The sequence below is a fragment of the Nocardia sp. NPDC049220 genome (assembly GCF_040647855.1).
In the GTDB taxonomy this organism is placed as follows: Bacteria; Actinomycetota; Actinomycetes; order Mycobacteriales; family Mycobacteriaceae; genus Nocardia.
On sequence record NZ_JBEZDA010000006.1, the window covers coordinates 73701 to 90282 of the forward strand.

General features: G+C 64.8%; 26 protein-coding genes. 14 read left to right on the plus strand and 12 right to left on the minus strand.

The genetic code is table 11. The features are described from left to right. Nucleotides 1-187: 187 nt before the first annotated feature. A complete protein-coding gene (locus tag AB0C34_RS17375; protein ID WP_357073343.1) occupies nt 188-1018 on the minus strand; it encodes a hypothetical protein in 831 nt (276 codons plus the stop codon). A gap of 547 nt (nt 1019-1565) precedes the next feature. Between AB0C34_RS17375 and AB0C34_RS17380 the strand changes: the two genes are divergently transcribed. The 13 genes from AB0C34_RS17380 to AB0C34_RS17440 all read left to right on the plus strand — a co-directional run bounded on the left by AB0C34_RS17380 (nt 1566) and on the right by AB0C34_RS17440 (nt 9068). Continuing rightward, complete coding sequence (locus tag AB0C34_RS17380; protein WP_357073346.1) at nt 1566-1727, plus strand: hypothetical protein; 162 nt, start codon at nt 1566-1568, stop codon at nt 1725-1727. Between the two features lie 236 nt (nt 1728-1963). Next, entirely contained in the window at nt 1964-2779 is an 816-nt protein-coding gene (locus tag AB0C34_RS17385; protein WP_357073349.1) for a hypothetical protein, read from the plus strand. A gap of 100 nt (nt 2780-2879) precedes the next feature. Then, on the plus strand, nt 2880-3500 hold the full coding sequence (locus AB0C34_RS17390) for a hypothetical protein (RefSeq protein WP_357073352.1): 621 nt from the start codon (nt 2880-2882) through the stop codon (nt 3498-3500). Nucleotides 3501-3549: 49 nt separating this feature from the next. Beyond that, nucleotides 3550-3930, plus strand: a complete 381-nt coding sequence (locus tag AB0C34_RS17395) for a hypothetical protein (RefSeq protein WP_357073355.1) — start codon at nt 3550-3552, stop codon at nt 3928-3930. A gap of 67 nt (nt 3931-3997) precedes the next feature. Next, nucleotides 3998-5047: a hypothetical protein gene (locus tag AB0C34_RS17400; RefSeq protein WP_357073358.1), complete on the plus strand. Its 1050-nt coding sequence runs from the start codon at nt 3998-4000 to the stop codon at nt 5045-5047. After that, nucleotides 5047-5415, plus strand: a complete 369-nt coding sequence (locus tag AB0C34_RS17405; protein WP_357073361.1) for a hypothetical protein — start codon at nt 5047-5049, stop codon at nt 5413-5415. Before AB0C34_RS17400 ends, AB0C34_RS17405 begins: the two co-directional genes overlap by 1 nt. An 11-nt stretch (nt 5416-5426) precedes the next feature. Further along, entirely contained in the window at nt 5427-5783 is a 357-nt protein-coding gene (locus AB0C34_RS17410; RefSeq protein ID WP_357073364.1) for a hypothetical protein, read from the plus strand. A gap of 122 nt (nt 5784-5905) precedes the next feature. Beyond that, entirely contained in the window at nt 5906-6274 is a 369-nt protein-coding gene (locus tag AB0C34_RS17415; RefSeq protein WP_357073367.1) for a hypothetical protein, read from the plus strand. An 87-nt stretch (nt 6275-6361) separates the two neighbouring features. Next, nucleotides 6362-6742, plus strand: coding sequence for a hypothetical protein (locus tag AB0C34_RS17420; RefSeq protein ID WP_357073370.1), 381 nt, complete (start codon nt 6362-6364; stop codon nt 6740-6742). Between the two features lie 8 nt (nt 6743-6750). Beyond that, nucleotides 6751-7017: a hypothetical protein gene (locus AB0C34_RS17425; protein WP_357073373.1), complete on the plus strand. Its 267-nt coding sequence runs from the start codon at nt 6751-6753 to the stop codon at nt 7015-7017. Between the two features lie 222 nt (nt 7018-7239). Then, the gene (locus AB0C34_RS17430) at nt 7240-7932 is read left to right on the plus strand and encodes a hypothetical protein (protein WP_357073376.1); all 693 of its coding nucleotides are present in this window, start codon (nt 7240-7242) and stop codon (nt 7930-7932) included. Between the two features lie 145 nt (nt 7933-8077). After that, nucleotides 8078-8353 carry a hypothetical protein gene (locus AB0C34_RS17435; protein WP_357073379.1) on the plus strand — a complete coding sequence of 92 codons (276 nt, stop codon included), beginning with the start codon at nt 8078-8080 and terminating at the stop codon, nt 8351-8353. 106 nt (nt 8354-8459) lie between these two features. Continuing rightward, a complete protein-coding gene (locus AB0C34_RS17440; protein ID WP_357073382.1) occupies nt 8460-9068 on the plus strand; it encodes a MazG-like family protein in 609 nt (202 codons plus the stop codon). Between the two features lie 995 nt (nt 9069-10063). Here AB0C34_RS17440 and AB0C34_RS17445 read toward each other — a convergent pair. The 11 genes from AB0C34_RS17445 to AB0C34_RS17495 all read right to left on the minus strand — a co-directional run bounded on the left by AB0C34_RS17445 (nt 10064) and on the right by AB0C34_RS17495 (nt 15701). Next, the gene (locus AB0C34_RS17445) at nt 10064-10444 is read right to left on the minus strand and encodes a hypothetical protein (protein ID WP_357073385.1); all 381 of its coding nucleotides are present in this window, start codon (nt 10442-10444) and stop codon (nt 10064-10066) included. A gap of 119 nt (nt 10445-10563) precedes the next feature. Next, nucleotides 10564-11274, minus strand: coding sequence for an NUDIX domain-containing protein (locus tag AB0C34_RS17450; RefSeq protein WP_357073388.1), 711 nt, complete (start codon nt 11272-11274; stop codon nt 10564-10566). Continuing rightward, nucleotides 11271-11564 carry a hypothetical protein gene (locus tag AB0C34_RS17455; RefSeq protein ID WP_357073391.1) on the minus strand — a complete coding sequence of 98 codons (294 nt, stop codon included), beginning with the start codon at nt 11562-11564 and terminating at the stop codon, nt 11271-11273. Before AB0C34_RS17455 ends, AB0C34_RS17450 begins: the two co-directional genes overlap by 4 nt. Before the next feature lie 794 nt (nt 11565-12358). Further along, nucleotides 12359-12583: a hypothetical protein gene (locus tag AB0C34_RS17460; protein WP_357073394.1), complete on the minus strand. Its 225-nt coding sequence runs from the start codon at nt 12581-12583 to the stop codon at nt 12359-12361. Nucleotides 12584-12613: 30 nt separating this feature from the next. Then, nucleotides 12614-12778: a hypothetical protein gene (locus AB0C34_RS17465; protein WP_357073397.1), complete on the minus strand. Its 165-nt coding sequence runs from the start codon at nt 12776-12778 to the stop codon at nt 12614-12616. Between the two features lie 61 nt (nt 12779-12839). Beyond that, nucleotides 12840-13304: a hypothetical protein gene (locus AB0C34_RS17470; protein WP_357073400.1), complete on the minus strand. Its 465-nt coding sequence runs from the start codon at nt 13302-13304 to the stop codon at nt 12840-12842. Nucleotides 13305-13348: 44 nt separating this feature from the next. Then, nucleotides 13349-13624 (minus strand): hypothetical protein, encoded by a 276-nt coding sequence (locus AB0C34_RS17475; protein ID WP_357073403.1) that lies wholly within the window; start codon nt 13622-13624, stop codon nt 13349-13351. Then, nucleotides 13621-14127, minus strand: coding sequence for a hypothetical protein (locus AB0C34_RS17480; protein WP_357073406.1), 507 nt, complete (start codon nt 14125-14127; stop codon nt 13621-13623). The genes AB0C34_RS17475 and AB0C34_RS17480 overlap by 4 nt, the downstream gene beginning before the upstream one ends. A 146-nt stretch (nt 14128-14273) precedes the next feature. Next, nucleotides 14274-14486 carry a hypothetical protein gene (locus AB0C34_RS17485; protein ID WP_357073409.1) on the minus strand — a complete coding sequence of 71 codons (213 nt, stop codon included), beginning with the start codon at nt 14484-14486 and terminating at the stop codon, nt 14274-14276. Between the two features lie 115 nt (nt 14487-14601). Next, a complete protein-coding gene (locus AB0C34_RS17490) occupies nt 14602-14826 on the minus strand; it encodes a hypothetical protein (protein ID WP_357073411.1) in 225 nt (74 codons plus the stop codon). After that, nucleotides 14823-15701, minus strand: coding sequence for a hypothetical protein (locus AB0C34_RS17495; protein WP_357073414.1), 879 nt, complete (start codon nt 15699-15701; stop codon nt 14823-14825). The genes AB0C34_RS17490 and AB0C34_RS17495 overlap by 4 nt, the downstream gene beginning before the upstream one ends. Before the next feature lie 219 nt (nt 15702-15920). Here AB0C34_RS17495 and AB0C34_RS17500 point away from each other — a divergent pair, with 219 nt between their 5' ends. Further along, on the plus strand, nt 15921-16439 hold the full coding sequence (locus tag AB0C34_RS17500; protein ID WP_357073417.1) for a hypothetical protein: 519 nt from the start codon (nt 15921-15923) through the stop codon (nt 16437-16439). The last annotated feature ends 143 nt before the right edge of the window (nt 16440-16582 follow it).

Sequence of the window (16582 nt, forward strand, 5' to 3'; positions counted from 1 at the left end):
GGTGAACCATCACGCTGGGGCAGCGAACGAGGTGAGCGAGATCGAGGAAGGCCAGTGGATGGCGCATCTCAGGCGGAGAGAACGGGCCGAACGGGGAGCCTGGACCTGACTGTGGCCGGACGGAAGGCGCCCGGCCGCAGCGTATTAGGGGTGTTGTCTATCGACCGACCTGTTCGGCGGGCGTGGGTCAGTTCTCGGGCTTTCGGTGGATGTGGTCACGGATGTTGATCACGACCGCGAAGTCCGCGATGGCGGGGATCTCCGCCGCGGTGGTGGCCAGGGCTGAGGCGTTGTTCGCGGCTGTGGCGGCGGCCTGCGCTGCTTCCCGGTCGGGGAAGCGACCGCTGCCGATGTGACGGTCCTGCAGCGAGGCCTGGGGGTTGGGTGCGTAGGCCAGCGCGAACGGGCCACCGGGTCCGCCGAAATCCGTCCGCCACGGCAGGCGGATCAACGTATTGTCCTCGCCGAGCTCGTCGTGTACGTGGTAGCCGGTCAGCCACTCCCCGCAGTGTTCGCAGACTGTGCGCTCGGTCTGTGGCATGCCCAGTTCCAGCAGCCGCTCCTCCACCTCGAGGGTTTGCTCGGCGTCGCGGTCGTCTACGAACGCGTAGTTGTGTTCGTCGTCATCGAAGCAGGGGATCGGGTCCGCGTAGTCCTCGTAGCCGACCCAGTAGTCGGGGTCTCCAGGGGTTTCGGGACAGGCGGGGTCGGCGGGGTCGGTGGTGAGCCATCCCACCAGATCCTCGGCGGGGGTCAGTAGCGGGCCGCCGGTCGCGAAGCGCAGGCGGTAGCCGCCGCCGAAGCCGTAGCGATCGACGCGATCCCATACGCAGACGAGGTGATCGTTGATCTCCTCGCTGAGCTCGGCGAGGATCTCGTTGACCTGATCGGGGATGAACTCGCCAGCCAGGCTCCCCCGCATCTGCGGCGGCAAAGTGACAGCGGGCTGCTTGGCGGGAGGGGTTTGCACCGCGCGCCGCGCGAGTTCGATGAAGCGCTCGAAGTCGCCCACATACATACAGATCTCCTTCAGTAGGTCGCCAGGATTCAGAGGAATAGCCCCCAACGGGCTGGGGTCGGATGGGCGAGGTGTCGCCATCTGGGCGGTGTCGTGCTCGCGAGCCCTGCACGGTCAAACCATGTCCGGCAGTCGGTGGCGCGCTGGTTTCGGTGCCTGCGGGGGTGTGACGGATCGGTGCGGATTCGGTTCGGCGACTCGACTATCGGTCGGTGCCGTCATGAAGCCTGTTGCGCTGCAACAGATGTCTTTCGTCGATATGCGCTGGCCTTGTCTCGCGTCTCTGCTCGGATCCAACGGAGACCAATCCCGAATGCTCGCATGATATGATGCTAGCAAATCTCAGTGGTTTGCGGGGCGCAGCAACATTGCCGCCGCACGCCATCTGATCAGCCCCGTCTTCGTCAGCGGCCGCGGAAGGAATGCCAGTGACCCGCAACCGGATCCGAGTTCGACCGATCCAGCAGGTCACCCCCGTCGGCGGTGTAGCTCGAGGCGACGAACCCGATAACCGATCCCACCCCTTTATCCGCTGAGGAGATCACTCATGGCCGACACACTCACCGTTTCCCGCCGGCTCGCGTTGCACGCGAAACTGCAGCGCCGCTCGCTGGCGCTCATCATCGCCGTCCTGCGCGTAGACGGGATCCGAGTAAGCGAGGTCTTCGGGGAGATGGTGGATCTTCATCGACAGCTCGGCCACCGGTAGCACACCCCGCCGCTGCGGCGCCCCCAGCACAAGCACGCGTGTCGGGGGCTGCCCGGCCTCAGCCCCCGGCGCAGCTGCTTTCCGGATCCGCACCCGGCCGGATTCATCCCCGGCCACAGCGATCACCACCGCTGCTGCGCCGGTCCCTGACCGCCGACAACCACTCCCCCATCCCGCACAGTCACGCCGGTGAGAACCAGCCCGGCGAGCAAAAAGCAAACAGAAAGGTGCAGTTCGTGACCATCGCCGGCCGCGAAAAAACTCTCGACACCGCCGGTGCGGCGGTTCGACCCCGAAACCCTCGCGTGTCCCCAACTCGCCGCCGCAGCCCTGACACGGCCACCGGAGCTGCCAGCACACCTGGCGACTACGCCATCAGCGGCCGCGCGAGCATCGAGATACCCATCACCCCAGCCGATCTGCTCAGCCTCAACGATCGCGGCGCCAGCAAACAGGCCGCGCTGCACAAAGCCGCCAAAGTCGCCCACCTGCGCGACACCGTCTTCACGCTGCTCAAGCAAGCCAGGCTGCCGCGTGGTGTCGGATTCGTGCGGGTCCAACTGCACTACCAACCCGAAACCAACCGCATCCGTGACGACGACAACCTCGCTGCCACCGCCAAACCCATCTACGACGCCTTCACCCCGCACCGCGACGCCAAAGCCACGAAGAAGGGCGGGAAACTCCACGTAGTCGCGGCGCGGGTCGGCTACGGCATGGTGCCCGACGACGACCCCGCCTACATTGACAAACCCCCACCGATCATCCACCCCGTGCAGCGCGGTGCGCGCGCGAGGCTGTGGCTGGAGATCACCTGGGGCCCGGTCAAACCCCCGACCGCCGCGCAAGCGTTCACCAGCGAAACGCTCGCCCTGGCCCGCCTGGCGCTCACCGGCGACACCACCGCGGTACGCACCTACCTGGCTCGATCCGCCGACCGCCACCGCATCTGGTACCCGGAACTGACCAGCCAGCTCACCGCACTGCTCACCGAGACAGCCAGCACCAGATCCCCGCTACGCACCACCACCGCCGAAACAGCGTGCGGGTGATGCAGATTTACGCACTGTCGACAGGGGCGATCCCCCTCTTTCTCATGACCGCCTGAGCCCCCGAGCACCCCCCCCACCTCACCTCGATCAGGAACTCCCCATGCGACCCCTCTCTCACCACCTCACCGGCACCCACCCCGCGCTCGAAGCCACCCTCGCTGCCGCCGCAGTCGCGGTGACCGGGTGCGCATCGACCGAAGTCCTCGGCCCCACCCCCACTGCCGCCGCCGCGACCGCCCTGTACACGCTGGCCGCCGCCGCGTTCTGGGTGCGTGGCCTGCTGATCTGGCGGGCCCACCGTCATCTGCGTGCCCGCCACCGCCGGATCCTCGAACAGCTCACCACGCTGCTGGACGGAGACGACAGCATCGCCCTCGATCTCGGAGGCGACCGCATCCTCACGATCTGGGTCGACCCGACCGCCACCATCGCCCTCGGCAGCTACTGGCGCGCCATACTCGGTCACCACGCCCCCCGCGCGTACCTCCTCTATGGGGCCTTCACCATCCACACCCCCGCCCCCGACCCGTGGTCAGCGGCGCGCCTCTACCGGCTGCACCCCCACCGCCCCCTGCACACCTTCCTCGCCGCCGCCGACCACCCCCACACCGGCGGCCCCACCCCTGTCGGTGCCGTCCACCTCGCCGAGCACGCCGACCTCGACTACCTGCACACCGTCCTCACCGCCGCGACGGCCGTGAACGCAACCCCACAGCCCTGAAACCCCCTCCCCGCATGCTCGATCCGACCCAGGTAAGGAGCGCCCGTCCATGGCAGCCACCCGCCGCGCCGCCCCGCAGCTCATCTTCACCCAGCACAACAACGGACTCGTCTACACCGCCGGTGACCGCGCCAACGAGTCCGAGCCCTACTTCACGATCCGCTCCAGTGCTATGAGCGGCGTATGGGCACTGCGCGGAGAGTTCGGCGCCAACCCGATCGCGATCGGCCAATTCCGCACCAAAGAAGAAGCATTCACCGCAGCACAAACCGTCTACAGCCAGTTCCTCGCCCGCCGCGGCCGATCCGGCATCCGCCCAGAACACGACAAAAACGGCAACTGCCGGCACGCAGGAACCGTCACCGAAAACGGCATCCAGATCTGCGACCACTGCCACCGCCGCACCACCGGCGTCTACACCCCCTTCTAACCACCCCCCCACACCCAGAACTCCACCCCCAATGAACACCATCGCACCACCTCGCCTTCACCCACCCATGCGTGAACCGCTGCCCGACAACACATCCCACCACCCGCACGTCACCCTCGATGCCGCGTCCGAAGCGAATGGCATGCTGTCGGGCTGCGTAACCACTGCGGCGGTGACCGCCCCGGAAATCGCTGCTCGCTATGGCATTCCCGAAGCCAACCAGCGGCATTTCCAGCAGTTCGCCGACGAACGCAACATCGTCATCGACGTACGCCCGGCCAACCCGACATCGGTTGCCTGGCTGGAGCGGGGTGCGCTTCCCAAACCGGAGTCGATCAAAGCCAAAAGCATCACCGAACTCGACACCATGCTGGGCATGTCGGCGCAGCATCTCGGACTGGTCGGATACTTCGAACCCGTCCTGCCCGACACCGTGCCCCCGCACATCGACGCGACCGCGCTGCAGAAACGGTACGACATGCGCCGCCACGAATTCCACGCGTTGCGCCCCACGATGGCGCGCTACACCGCGGCCGCGGAATTCGCCCTCCGCGACGGCGTCGTACACAGCCGAGACAGCCACGGCAACCTACGCCCGGTCACCAGCGACCACGATTTGTTCGATATCCGCCACACCGACGGACGCATCCTCCAAGACCACGAATACCAGCCGATCATCCAAGACATGCAACAACGCGAGATGGGTGTGCAGCACGGTCCACACATGTACTGGCAGCCGTGCTCCGAACTCGAGCGACACATCTTCCACACCATCATTGAGACCCACCGATCCGGCCGCGAACCATTGATCCGTTTCGAACCGAACACCGCCCCAACCCTCACCACCCCAGACAACACCGGCCCGCGACTCGACCGACACCAGCCGGTGCGCGCACACCATCCATCCCACCAACGACCACGACCCGGAGCCGGTGAAACCCGAGCAGAGAAACGGTATCCGCGGCCGCAGGGAAACCGTTCTCCCGCAACCGGTGACCGTCGACAACCAGTGATCGAGGTGTTGCGGGGCCTCGCTCGACTGCTGCGGCTACAACCCCCAAGTACTACATCGACCCGGACACCCACGACCACCACGCAACCGCAGAAGGAATCCTGATGTTCGACCATGATCTGCTCACCGATCCCGGTGCCACCCCACCTGCCACACCCCCCACCATCGACACCGCCGCCGCCGGCGGCGAGGGCGAGGGCGTGAAGGTGTGTCTGCTGTGCGAGGAGCTTTTCACCGACAACGCCCACCAACCCGGCCTGTGTCCGGACTGCGACTGCGAGAACTGCCTGCCCGACCTTCACAACGGTGGCGCCCACGACGAAATCTGGTCACACCACATTCAGATCACCGCCACCACCATCCACCACACCAAAACCCTGCGATGCCACACCTGCGGACGCGTCGACACCATCCGCACATGGACCGAACCACGCCACGCACCCGCCTCGAACCTCGCACCACCACACCACTGAAGGAGCATCACATGGCAGACAACGGTTTCTACCGCCCAATGACCCCGGACGAGGTGAACGCCGCGATGAAGGCGGTGCTCGATGAGACCCAGGCGATGGACCTGGCGCAGGACCAGGAACGCCGCGCCCAAGCCGAACGGGTACAGCAACCGCGCGAGCCGATCTCCCGCACGCAGGAGGCGCAGCAACTGCGGGAGTCGATCGCCAGCATCGATGAGCGGCTGAAAGAGATCAAACGGCGCCAGGCCGAATCAGCGCAGCGGATCCGGGAATCAGAACAACGGTTAAAGGATATGCGCGCGCAGCGTCGCGGCCAGTCTCCGCGGGGTATCGAGGGCCGCCATCACGGCGTCGGGCGGGAACGCTGATCATCCCAGCGGAATCGAATGCCCCGCACGGGCGCAGACATCGGTGACGACATCGACTACCACGAACGCACCCTGCGCGACCCCTGAAATACCACGGCCACAGAAACGTTCGAAGGACCATCATGCGCGAACACCTCACCGATACCGGTATCCCGAAATGCCTGAATCCCCGCACGGTAACCCTTATGGGGGAAGGCGACTTCAGCCGATTCATCAGCCAGGTCTACGGGCGTCCCTACCAGCTGCAGCAGCAGCGCGAATGCCTGTCGCAGAACAGCCTCGTCGAGTTCACCGTCCCCGCCGAGGAATCGGAGTGCTCAGGCCCGTCGCTGGCCCAGTGGCAGGCCACGCCACCGCCCACCCGGGGCGACTCGCGGGAGCAGGTGCGCTGGAAACGGGAGTTCTTTCCGCAGCTGGAAGACGTGGTCAACGATCTGCACACGCGCGGTCTGCTCCCGGCAGGCGAATACGCGTTGGACGTGTCGTGGTAACCAGACCGGTTCGTGCCCTCCCCCACATCTCACATGCCTGGGCCCGATCGTTCTCAGGCAATCGCAAATACAAGAGAGGAAATACTGATGTTCGATCATGACCTGGTCGCTGAGTTGCGCACGCTCGCCACCGCAGCCCGCGACGAAACCCACAAGACGGGTTGGCCGTTCGACGGCACCGGTGTGGACAGGTGGAGCGACAACCTCAACGGGTTGCTCGGTGGCCCGGTGGGTGAGTACTGCGCGGCACTTGACCCCGACCGGCTCGACGCCATGCTCGATGTGCTGGAGGCAGCGCGACGTCCCCCGCTCGGGTACGTCGCCATGAGCAGACAGAAACACTCCGACGGCCCGTACGGGATCTTGATCGGCCGTGACCTCGACACGAGCAGGCAGGCCGCCGAGGTACAGATCCGACGTTTCTCGAAGGACCAAGACCTGCACATCGTTATCAGCGAGATCCGGTAGATACAGCCATGACCGCACCTGCCATCCACACCACCAGCATCGAACACCTCGACCACCAGCCCACATGCGGATTCAAGCGGCACAAGACACCTGTGACCGCAACGTACTGGGTGCAGGCCCATGCCTGCGAGGAACGCCTGATGTGCACTGCCCACACCAACCGACTACGTGAACTCGGCCACCGACTGCTCTCGAAGCACGGCTACATCGAGTGCGCGCACTGCTTGGCACACTTTTCGACATTCGAAACGTACGCGGCAGTGGTGTCGCTGTGAGCACCACCATTCCCAGCTGACAGTCACCACCACCGGCGAGCAAGGCCATCGAAACCGGTTCCGCCGGCTCGCCGCCGCGGGCCGGATCGTGATCCATGCCGGCCAGACATGCAGACCTCGACCGACCGAAAGAGCGTGGCGGGGAACCAGCCGCAACTGCCTGGTTCTTTCGCCTGGATGGTCGCATAAGCGGCCTCGACAATCGACAGGACAACCGATCAGATGAGCACCGAACCCGACACCGCCGATTTCGTGGTACTGCACACCGACGGCCGAGTCGTATACCTCTCGGCCGAGCCCGGCCGCCCACTGCGCGAGGCCATCAACGCGTATGTGCCGAACCTGGCCAGCCGGGGACTCGGCCAGCTGCGCGTGTGGTTCGCCGACGACTTCGGCGCGCTCGGACTGTATACGAACCCCCTGGCAGACAGCGTGACCGACCGACTCGGTTACCCCTACGACTGGTATGGCCCGGTCGCGCTGAGCATGGAGGAAGACGTGCACGGTGTCATCGTCCCGCTGGCGGGAGAGGTCCGCGAAACCATCACCGAGCTGGCCTACGCCCTGAACGCCGGCGACCTCGCCGCCGCGGCGAGGTACGCACCCGAACTGCTGGACGACCTCATGTACATGAGTTCCATCGACATCAACGGCCGCACGGTCTACCAGTACAAACACTGCGACACCCGACGCTATCTGAACCTCGACATGACCGGACAGGCGTGGCGGATCGCCAACGCCGACGGTCAGATGTTCACCCGCCCTATGGATATCTCCGAGGCCAAGTCGTTCGTCGCGCTGACCGACCCGCAGTTGCACTCCCCCGTGATCGACACACCACCACCACTCGACGAAACACACTGGGCCACACACCACCCCCCGATCACCACGCTCCACGACGATCCACCGTTCTGAGCATGACCCTTCCCCAGATGCCTCCCCACCTCCACCAACCCCGGAATCGAGGCGATTCGAGGGCCGCACCCGCCATCAGCGTCGACCTGATGGTGCTGCACAACTACATAGCCGGGACGCCGACCCAGTGCACGCGGTGGCCCGCATGAGTCAGACACCTTCCTGGGCAACCACACTCACCCCGACCCCGCAGATACCTCCGGTCACCGCACAGCCTGACAGCAAACCACCGCGGCCGGCTGCGTCCCAACAGCAGCTCGCCGCGGCACTCGAGTGTGAAGGCGACCGCGCAGCCACACTCGGATTCCACCTCAACAGCTACTGGATGCTGAACGCCGCCCGCCTGCTCGACGACCCTGAACTGCTCGACGCGATCTGCGCATACCGCACCCGACAACTCGCCGAAGAATCAGGCGAATGAACCCCTGAAGAAACCGGCGAGCGACGCTGTTCGTACCCAGTGCCGGCGCGTTGCGAACTGCCCGAATCCTCACCGAACACTTCGACTCCACCGAAAGGGACCACCAATGGACCGCACCGAGATCGAACGCATCGCCAATACTGTCGTGCTCGACCACCTCACCACCGACATCGGCTACGGAGCGATCTACGGCCGTCACGACTGCTACGACGTCCCCGAACAAGACCTGAACACGATCCACAACCACGTACACGAGGCACTCAAACAGGTCGCCGAAAACTTCCAGACCACAGTCGGGCACCGACGAGCAGCCGCACTGGGCGCCGAATCCGAAACCATCAAGAGGGTTGCCCAGTTCCTCAACGCTCACAACGGCAGCGACGACGCCGCGATGACGATGCAGATGCTGAAACTCCAAGAGGAGCTCGGCGAGGTAGCGAAAGCAGCCGGAGACGTCGCCGCAGCCTGGATCGGCTACACCGGGCAGAATCCGCGCAAGGGTGTCACCCACTCGCTCGAGGATGTGGTGCGCGAACTCGCCGATGTGGCGATCACCGCCATGCTCGGAATCGCCCGGCTCGGTGGCGACCCGACCGCGCAGGTCAGCCAGAAGATCGCGGTAATACAGGCGTGGTACGAGGCATTGAAGCCCACCCCCATGAGCGACACCCCGACAAACCTCGACGCTGCCCGCGCACCACACGACCTGTCGTGATGGGGTGGCAGGCGCCGCGCGCGATCGAAAACCGGTGGACCACCGACCCGCTCGTCGCGCCCCACTGGGCGGGGCTCGACGAGCTACGCGAGGACCGGCAGTTGTGACCCGCCGGGGCAAAGCCGGTGAACGCCACTGCCAGCCGCAGGAGCCGCGTTCTCACAGAGGAGGACCTCCGGCCTGCCGTGTAGCGTCGGACGGCCAGAGAGAGTGCGGCGCTGCCCTGTTCGTCCCATGCAGCCTTGGATTCATGCCACCCATCCCCTGAGCAGAGCCCTCGAAACGCACAACGACCCCGCACACAGGTGCGAGGTCGAGGGCTAACCGGACTCCGACGTAGGGAGATCCTGCCGGGCACGCTACCACCCTCCGCCGACCGCGGCGTCACGACAGAAGATCCCCGGTGGTGGTGCATTCACAACGAACAGCGGGCTCGACCGGTGCACCATCCGAACCGAGCATCCAACCGTCCCCACCACACAGGCGGCAATCCGAGCGCGGCGCGCGTCGAGTGCCGGGCGGGTCGAACAAAACCGCACCATCGTGACCGAAGTTCTTCTTCCGTCTACCCATACCCTCACCGTCCTCTACCAACACTGCACCCACAACCAGCGACACCATCTGGATCGGTGACCGACCGGCCCCGCCGGCACCGAGCACGTCTCAGCCGCGGCGGCAATGGCGGATGCCGGATATCGCGGGTGTCGGTTTCCCTCCGCGCATCCAGGGCCCGATTTCTTGCGCTGCACAGTATCAACGCTGCTGATATGTGGTTTCCGGACGACAACAAAGAAAGCGGCCCCGCACACACGCGAGGCCGCCTTCGAAAACACCCCGCCCGCGCGGGGAAAGCAAAACCGACACCAGCTATCGGATCGGGCTCGGCTCATCCCCGCAAGCACGGGGAACACACCGAACTATAGGCTACTGCTGATCATCCCCACAGCCCCGGAAAGTCCCGTTCAACTCATGGGGGCTGTAGATGTCCCAGCAGATCACTCCACAGACTGGTTGTGTCTCGCGGCGGCGATCAACGCCGCAGCAAACGACACCGCAGCCTGGCTACTCTCGAACGGCGTGGACACGCTCGTGAAGTCGATACGGTCATCGGTTTGCCTGACTCGCACCGTGCCCTCGTCGAACTCTTGCTCGACTGGCCACGTTTCGAAACCGTCCTGATCGACTACCATCTCAGGCAGCTTCACCAGCGCGTATCCCTGTTCATCGAGCCACCCACCGAGGTCACTCGCCCAGCTACGGGCAATCGCTGCCGGCATGTCCCGGTTCGCGACCAACAACGCGGTCGTGAATATGTCAGTGTTGTTGTCCATCTCGTCGTCCTGTCCTTGATCACTCGATACATATCGTGTCGTCATCTGCCGCAGACTCTTTCGACCGAACGGCTCGGACACGACGCGTTGGTGCTCCATGCGCCATTCATCCGCGCGCCGCAGACATGGCACTTGTGATCAGTGGTCATCAAAATCACCTCCCTTTACCTCTCCTGTGCGGGTCGAAGGATTGCCGGATGTAGCGTCGTGGCGGGGCCACGGCGATACAGCGCCGCGGGGCGTCCGCCGTGGCGGGTGCTGGACTGCCCGCCGGTCGGAGCCAGCGCGCCCGTGGTGCCCGTGACCTTGCGCGAGAAATTCGCTTGATCCAACGGCACACCCCAAATCGCCTCGTACACCCCCCGCAGCTCCGACACGGTGAACTCCGCAGGACAGAACCGGGTCGCGAGGGTGGTCGACTCCAACTTGCCGCGGGCCTGGTCCACCGCATCGGCCACGATCCGGCCGTGATCGAACGCCAGCACCGTGGCGCCGTCCAGAATCGGCGCTACCGGCATCCACGCGGCCGAGCGCGCGTCATCACCGGCCACCGGCGCCGCAGCATCCGGAACGAACGCGAGGTAGCAGACCGTCACCACCCGCCCGCGCGGGTCGCGATCCGGAGCGCCATAGGCGCGCATCTGCTCCAGATGCGCGCAATCCAGGGCCACCCCGGTTTCCTCCACCAGCTCGCGCGCCGCGGCCGCGTCCAGATCCTCACCCGCGTCGAGATGGCCGCCAGGCAACGCCCAGCACCCCCGGAACGGCTCCTTCCCCCGTTCCACCAACAGAATCTGAAAGGTGCCCTCCCGCACCGTGAACACCGCCAGATCCACCGTGACCGCGGGCCGATGCCGCGCGCTGGCCGCGCTCACGCCACACCATCCACGGCCTCGCGCGCGGTGGTGAGCTTGCGCGAGTAGTCGCGCCGGATCGCATTGACGCGGGTTTCGGCGGCGTCCACGACATCGCGGGCGGCCTCGATATCGGCGCGCATGGACTCGTTTCCGAGCTCGAGCATGATCCGACCGGCGGCCAGCACCGCCGAGTGGGCAACCGAGAGCTGATCAACCATGTCGTCCACACGATCCAAGTTCAGGGTCGCCACGGCGATTTCGCGATGCCGGTCATTGTAGATATTGCCGATCATGTTGCCCTCCAACATGTTCGAGTTTATGTCAACCTGACAATATCTAGAGTAGGCGCCGGGCCTAGATATTGTCAACCCGACATAAACCGTTCGGCGGTGGGCCTCTCGGCGGCCCTCACCTATTGACCGGACTAAGACCGTGACACACCGGCGTGGTTCTGGCTGACGTACGTCGGCGGTCTGTACACATCACCCCGTTCGTTCGACGAAGGTGGTGGAGATTGTCTGATGAGGTGGACCGCGATGTGGCGCTGATCCGGCTGGGCCGGTGGGGCCGAGTTACTCCGGTCGAGGGGCTGGTTTCCTGGATGGTGATCGCTGATGACGGCATGGCTGTTGAACCGATCCGCCGATATCTGATCGACTTTGTCGGGCAGTCGAACAGCCCGAAGTCGGTGCGCAGCTACGCATTCGTTCTGCTGCGCTGTGGCGCTGGCTGCGGGTCGTCGACGTGGAGTGGGACCAGGCCACGCCGTGCGAGGGACGGGATTACGTGCTGTGGCTCAGGCAGGCTCGCAAGCCCCAGAACTCGCCACGGCGGGGGCAGCATGCATGGGTTGGAGATGCGGGTCGCACATCTCCCGACCGCGCCAACTCGGACCGAGTTCGATCCGCCACCGAGGCGCCACACCGCATTCGATTCGCAGAATCTCTTGCAGAACAGCGATTTTCGACTGTGTCGGCGTTCGCCCATGGGATCGATGATCTTGACTGCGATGATCCGGGAAGCAACCGGACAGTAGCGGCTGTCCGGTGCCTCCCAGGTCAAGCGGGGGCCTGAACGGCTCGGCGATTCGCGGGCCGGGTGTTCAGATCGTGGAGTCGTTCGCCCCCGGCGGCGGGAATTCGATGTTCAGAATGTCGTCGATCAGCTGCTCTTTCGGCATGTCGGTGTCAACGAACTGCGGCAGGGAGCGCACTGTACGTCCCTGCGGATCGGTGATGCCGCGCAGGCGCATGGCCACCAGCTCGGCTTTTCTGAGTTTCATCAGTTCGGCGTAGCGGAGTTTGAGAAGTTCGGAGATCGGGTTCATGATGCCTCCCCAGCGCCACGGCGGCCGGTCTCATCGGCGGTGGTGCCCGCAGCCCAGTCCTGGCCGCGCCTGGCCGCGGCGCTCGGAGATCCGCGCCTCGATGACATCCCATTCCCAGGTTGGGTGGCTGTTGGTTGTGGGCAGACCAGCCACATGCCCCGCATCGGCCGTCGTGTGGGAGCGTGCCGCTGTCACCACGCCTCCTTCGCCGCGTCGATCCGGCGCGCCGTCTCCTCAGCCGTTCGGGTCATTGGTCTCAGAGGTCGTAGGCTACGAGCCGACCATCTGCGAGATACCCGACCTGGGCGCAGTCGACGGACCGGATCCAGGTCGGCACGGTGCGGTAGTCCCAGACTGTGAGCACTGTGACCTCTTCGGCGCGCACTGAGCCATCCTTGAGCAGCTCTGTGGGCGCCATCGGCACGACCGGGTCCACGGCTTGTGAAACTGCCGCTTCTAAAGCGTTTGCCGCCAGCCCTTCCCAGGTGTGCGCGACTTTGATGACGTATCCATCGCCTGTCCGGAACACCGCGCGAGTCCGGCCGACCAAAGGCACACCGAATCGGTGATAGTGGGAGTCCAAGATGTCGATGTGCTCGTCGAGTAGGTCCTCAGCACGGATTGCCGCCACCAATCGGGGAAACGCAACAGTACGCCACCAGACATCTGGAGCATCAACGCCGTGATCGGAAGCCGACCAGCCGCGGGAAGCGAGTCGCATGCCAGACTCCGCATCGGCCGTCGTGTGGGAGCGTGCCGCGGTCACTACGCCTCCTTCGCCGCGTCGATCCGGCGCGCCCTCTCATCACCATCGGCGGCTGCAGCCTCGAACACCGAACCGACATCGGTCGCGGCACGCCAGTCGATCACGCGCTCCACACTGCGGCCGGTCTTCGCGTCGTACATCGACACCATCACACGGCCATCGGCGAGGACCTGCACCAAGAGGTGACCATCCTCATCGGATACCCCCTCCGGGTCCAACCAGTTCTCGTGGAAATCGTCATCGGTGTAGTTCACACTGTTCGCTTCGGCGTTCATCGGTCCTGCTCCTGGTTGTCGTCGTGGAATCGGCCGGCCAGCTCAGCGTGGGCGCGGTCGCGGATGGCGGAATATTCGTCGTCGGTGAGGTCAGCCGCGAACTGCAACGCGACCAGAATTTCTTCCAGGCTCAGCACTTTCGGAGCCTTGTCGTGGTCGCGCAGCAGCCTCGCATACCGCGCGAAGTGCTCCATGGCTTCGGTCTGATCGACGCGCCACAACCATGCGAACACCCCACCGAAACCGTCCCCGACATGCGTCAACGTGCCATCACGCCACATGTCCAACCGGAACGTGTCTTCGACTGCGTAGGAGAAAAACGTGTCGAGCAGCGCTTGCCGCACCGCGGGCGGGACATCGGCGGTCACCGACATCAGCACCGCTTCTGGGCGCCGGTTCGCGCCCACGAACACCCGGCGGCCGCGACGCTCGGCTACTTCCTTGATCAGCGATGGCGCCTTGGCGCGGAACTCGCTCACTAGCAACACATTCGGGAACGTCATAACCCCCACCCTACCAGATATGTACAGATTTGCGTACAGATTTATGTGCAGGTCTGCGTACAAGCACGGCGGGTGGCTCGAGGCATCGCAGCACATTCCCGACTCACACCTGCCGACCGGACCGCGCACCGACAACAGTCGACGAGTCATCGCAGCCCCCACCGGTTGAGTGTGTCGAGGTCCATGTGGGCCTTCGGCGCCCGACCGTCAGCGGGGCGCAGCCAGCATTCAGGGACGTTGCAGTAGCGCAACTCCGACACGGTGACCGGCCATCCCTGGCCGTCGACCAGGTCGCCGCGCAACGTGAACCGGCCGTCGGGCAAGATCAGGGCGGCAGCCTGCTCACCGGTAAGTCTCACCTCGGCGAGCGGAAAAGCCACCCGGCATTGCCGGCGCCTTCTGTGGCCAGTTCGAGCCTTGGTGCAGCGGGGGCATCATGCATGGGTTGGAGATAGCGATTCGCGGGCCGTTTGTTCAGATCGTGGAGTCGTTCGCCCCCGGCGGCGGGAATTCGATGTTCAGAATGTCGTCGACCAGTCGGTCTTTCGACATGTCGGTGCCAACGAACTGCGGCAGGGAGCGCACTGTACGGCCCTGCGGATCGGTGACGCCGCGCAGGCGCATGGCCACCAGCTCGGCCTTACTGAGCTTCATCAGTTCCGCGTAGCGGAGTTTGAGAAGTTCGGAGATCGGGTTCATGATGCCTCCCCAGCGCCACGGCGGCCGGTCTCATCGGCGGTGGTGCCGGCGGCCCAGTCCTGGCCGCGGCGCTCGGAAATCCGCGCCTCGATGACATCCCATTCCCAGGCCGGGCGATTGTTGGTCGTGAACGGATCCCGGCCGGGATCCGGCAGTATCCCCCGAGCCTTGTAGGCGCGGACCGTCGCGGGCTCGACGCCGAGGCGTTCGGCCACCGCCGCAATGTCCAGATACAGCGGCGTCCCGAGCGACGGGCGCCGCTCGTAGTGCAGCTCAGCATCGAAATCGCGATCGGCGATACCCTTCCGGATGCGGCGCATGTCTTCCTCGGTCAGTCCGGCGTGCTGCATGATGTCGACCTCCGGCACATGGCCCCACAGCGCTACACGCTCGGCGGCCAACATCAGCTGGGTGCGGCCGTACTGGAACTGAGCCGCCTTGTCCAGCCCGTCATAGGTGGCGCGCGCTTCCCGCAAGACCGTCGCGGCACGGTCGCGACGCTCCTGGATCAGCCGGTCATAGACCATCTGCGCGCGGATCGTGTCGGCCAGGACACGATAAGCGCGCTGCCCGTCCACCACGCCATAGACGGCGACCGGCCGGTAAGCGCCCGCGATGTAATCGACATGATGCCGGTCCCCGCCGGTGCGGGGATGAAGCTTGGCCCGATCGGTCTGTGCGGACTCCCTGGTCGCCGTCACCAGCGACGCTGCACGGCCGGTGATATGCATACGGGTTCCCCGCTCCACCCACGACGCCGACGGCGAAGAGTTGTCCGGCACAAGGTATTCGAACCGCGGAGTCACCGCGATCGTGTGCCCGCCAGGCGCCGGCAACGTCTGCTCTGCATCGAGGTCGATTTCAGCGATAGCCACACAACAAGCATAACCCACCTTGCAACGTTTCTATACGAAACGTTGCAAGGTGAACCGGCTGCTGTCCATGCCCACCCAACGGATCACTCCACCCGAGCGGAACACACCGGCCACTGCATGATCCCGACGCCCCTGGCGACGAATGACCTCCCGATCTGTTCATTAATAACCCATGCGTTTATCTTGGGAACCGCCACAGCAGTGTGCGATTATTAACGCATGGGTTATTTGAAAGCCGGACGGCCGGTGGTGGGACGCAAGTACGAGGTCCGCTTGGAAGAGGTGGTCGCCAAAGCAGTCTCCGACTACGCCGAAACCCGCTGGCCCGGCAACAAACACGGTGCCGGAATGGCCCGCCGCGAACTCATCACACACGCCATCTACGCCCACCAGGAAGCGAACAACATCATGAGCCTCCTCGACATCGTCATCCTCGACACCAGCACCGACGCCGCCGGAATGGAATGGGGCCTTGCCCTCGAGCACGCGCCCGGGATCGACACCGACGAGGTCCAGCAATTCCTCATCGAGCAGGGCGCAGGTGACGCCGATCTCTACGCGCTGGTTGTCCCGGATGAACTGTGGGACAACGAGCTCAATGGGCGGCCGTACATCAAGATCCAGGTGCCGCAGCTACAGGCGGCGGCCTTAAAGGTAGCCATCGGCGAGTACGGCAAGATCGACGAATATGTCGAGCCTGAATCAGAATTCGACTTCGGCGACTCGTCGGCGAAGTAGCCGTGCCCGCCTTTAACCATCGTCCCGATGAAACGTTTACATGTGAAACGTCGCAAGGTATTTGGGATCGCGTGATCCATACGCCGAGCCGGCACAGCACAACCAGCCACCCACCCCACCTTCGTATCGAAAACCGGTCGGCG

Coding starts and splice junctions, on each gene's coding strand:
- AB0C34_RS17390 (WP_357073352.1), top strand. CDS start 2,880: ATGCGACCCCTCTCTCACCACCTCACCGGCACCCACCCCGCGCTCGAA.
- AB0C34_RS17405 (WP_357073361.1), top strand. CDS start 5,047: ATGTTCGACCATGATCTGCTCACCGATCCCGGTGCCACCCCACCTGCC.
- AB0C34_RS17425 (WP_357073373.1), top strand. CDS start 6,751: ATGACCGCACCTGCCATCCACACCACCAGCATCGAACACCTCGACCAC.
- AB0C34_RS17395 (WP_357073355.1), top strand. CDS start 3,550: ATGGCAGCCACCCGCCGCGCCGCCCCGCAGCTCATCTTCACCCAGCAC.
- AB0C34_RS17460 (WP_357073394.1), bottom strand. CDS start 12,583: ATGAACCCGATCTCCGAACTTCTCAAACTCCGCTACGCCGAACTGATG.
- AB0C34_RS17380 (WP_357073346.1), top strand. CDS start 1,566: ATGGCCGACACACTCACCGTTTCCCGCCGGCTCGCGTTGCACGCGAAA.
- AB0C34_RS17480 (WP_357073406.1), bottom strand. CDS start 14,127: ATGACGTTCCCGAATGTGTTGCTAGTGAGCGAGTTCCGCGCCAAGGCG.
- AB0C34_RS17445 (WP_357073385.1), bottom strand. CDS start 10,444: ATGACGACACGATATGTATCGAGTGATCAAGGACAGGACGACGAGATG.
- AB0C34_RS17440 (WP_357073382.1), top strand. CDS start 8,460: ATGGACCGCACCGAGATCGAACGCATCGCCAATACTGTCGTGCTCGAC.
- AB0C34_RS17435 (WP_357073379.1), top strand. CDS start 8,078: ATGAGTCAGACACCTTCCTGGGCAACCACACTCACCCCGACCCCGCAG.
- AB0C34_RS17475 (WP_357073403.1), bottom strand. CDS start 13,624: ATGAACGCCGAAGCGAACAGTGTGAACTACACCGATGACGATTTCCAC.
- AB0C34_RS17420 (WP_357073370.1), top strand. CDS start 6,362: ATGTTCGATCATGACCTGGTCGCTGAGTTGCGCACGCTCGCCACCGCA.
- AB0C34_RS17470 (WP_357073400.1), bottom strand. CDS start 13,304: ATGCGACTCGCTTCCCGCGGCTGGTCGGCTTCCGATCACGGCGTTGAT.
- AB0C34_RS17410 (WP_357073364.1), top strand. CDS start 5,427: ATGGCAGACAACGGTTTCTACCGCCCAATGACCCCGGACGAGGTGAAC.
- AB0C34_RS17430 (WP_357073376.1), top strand. CDS start 7,240: ATGAGCACCGAACCCGACACCGCCGATTTCGTGGTACTGCACACCGAC.
- AB0C34_RS17375 (WP_357073343.1), bottom strand. CDS start 1,018: ATGTATGTGGGCGACTTCGAGCGCTTCATCGAACTCGCGCGGCGCGCG.
- AB0C34_RS17400 (WP_357073358.1), top strand. CDS start 3,998: ATGCGTGAACCGCTGCCCGACAACACATCCCACCACCCGCACGTCACC.
- AB0C34_RS17415 (WP_357073367.1), top strand. CDS start 5,906: ATGCGCGAACACCTCACCGATACCGGTATCCCGAAATGCCTGAATCCC.
- AB0C34_RS17500 (WP_357073417.1), top strand. CDS start 15,921: ATGGGTTATTTGAAAGCCGGACGGCCGGTGGTGGGACGCAAGTACGAG.
- AB0C34_RS17455 (WP_357073391.1), bottom strand. CDS start 11,564: ATGTTGGAGGGCAACATGATCGGCAATATCTACAATGACCGGCATCGC.
- AB0C34_RS17490 (WP_357073411.1), bottom strand. CDS start 14,826: ATGAACCCGATCTCCGAACTTCTCAAACTCCGCTACGCGGAACTGATG.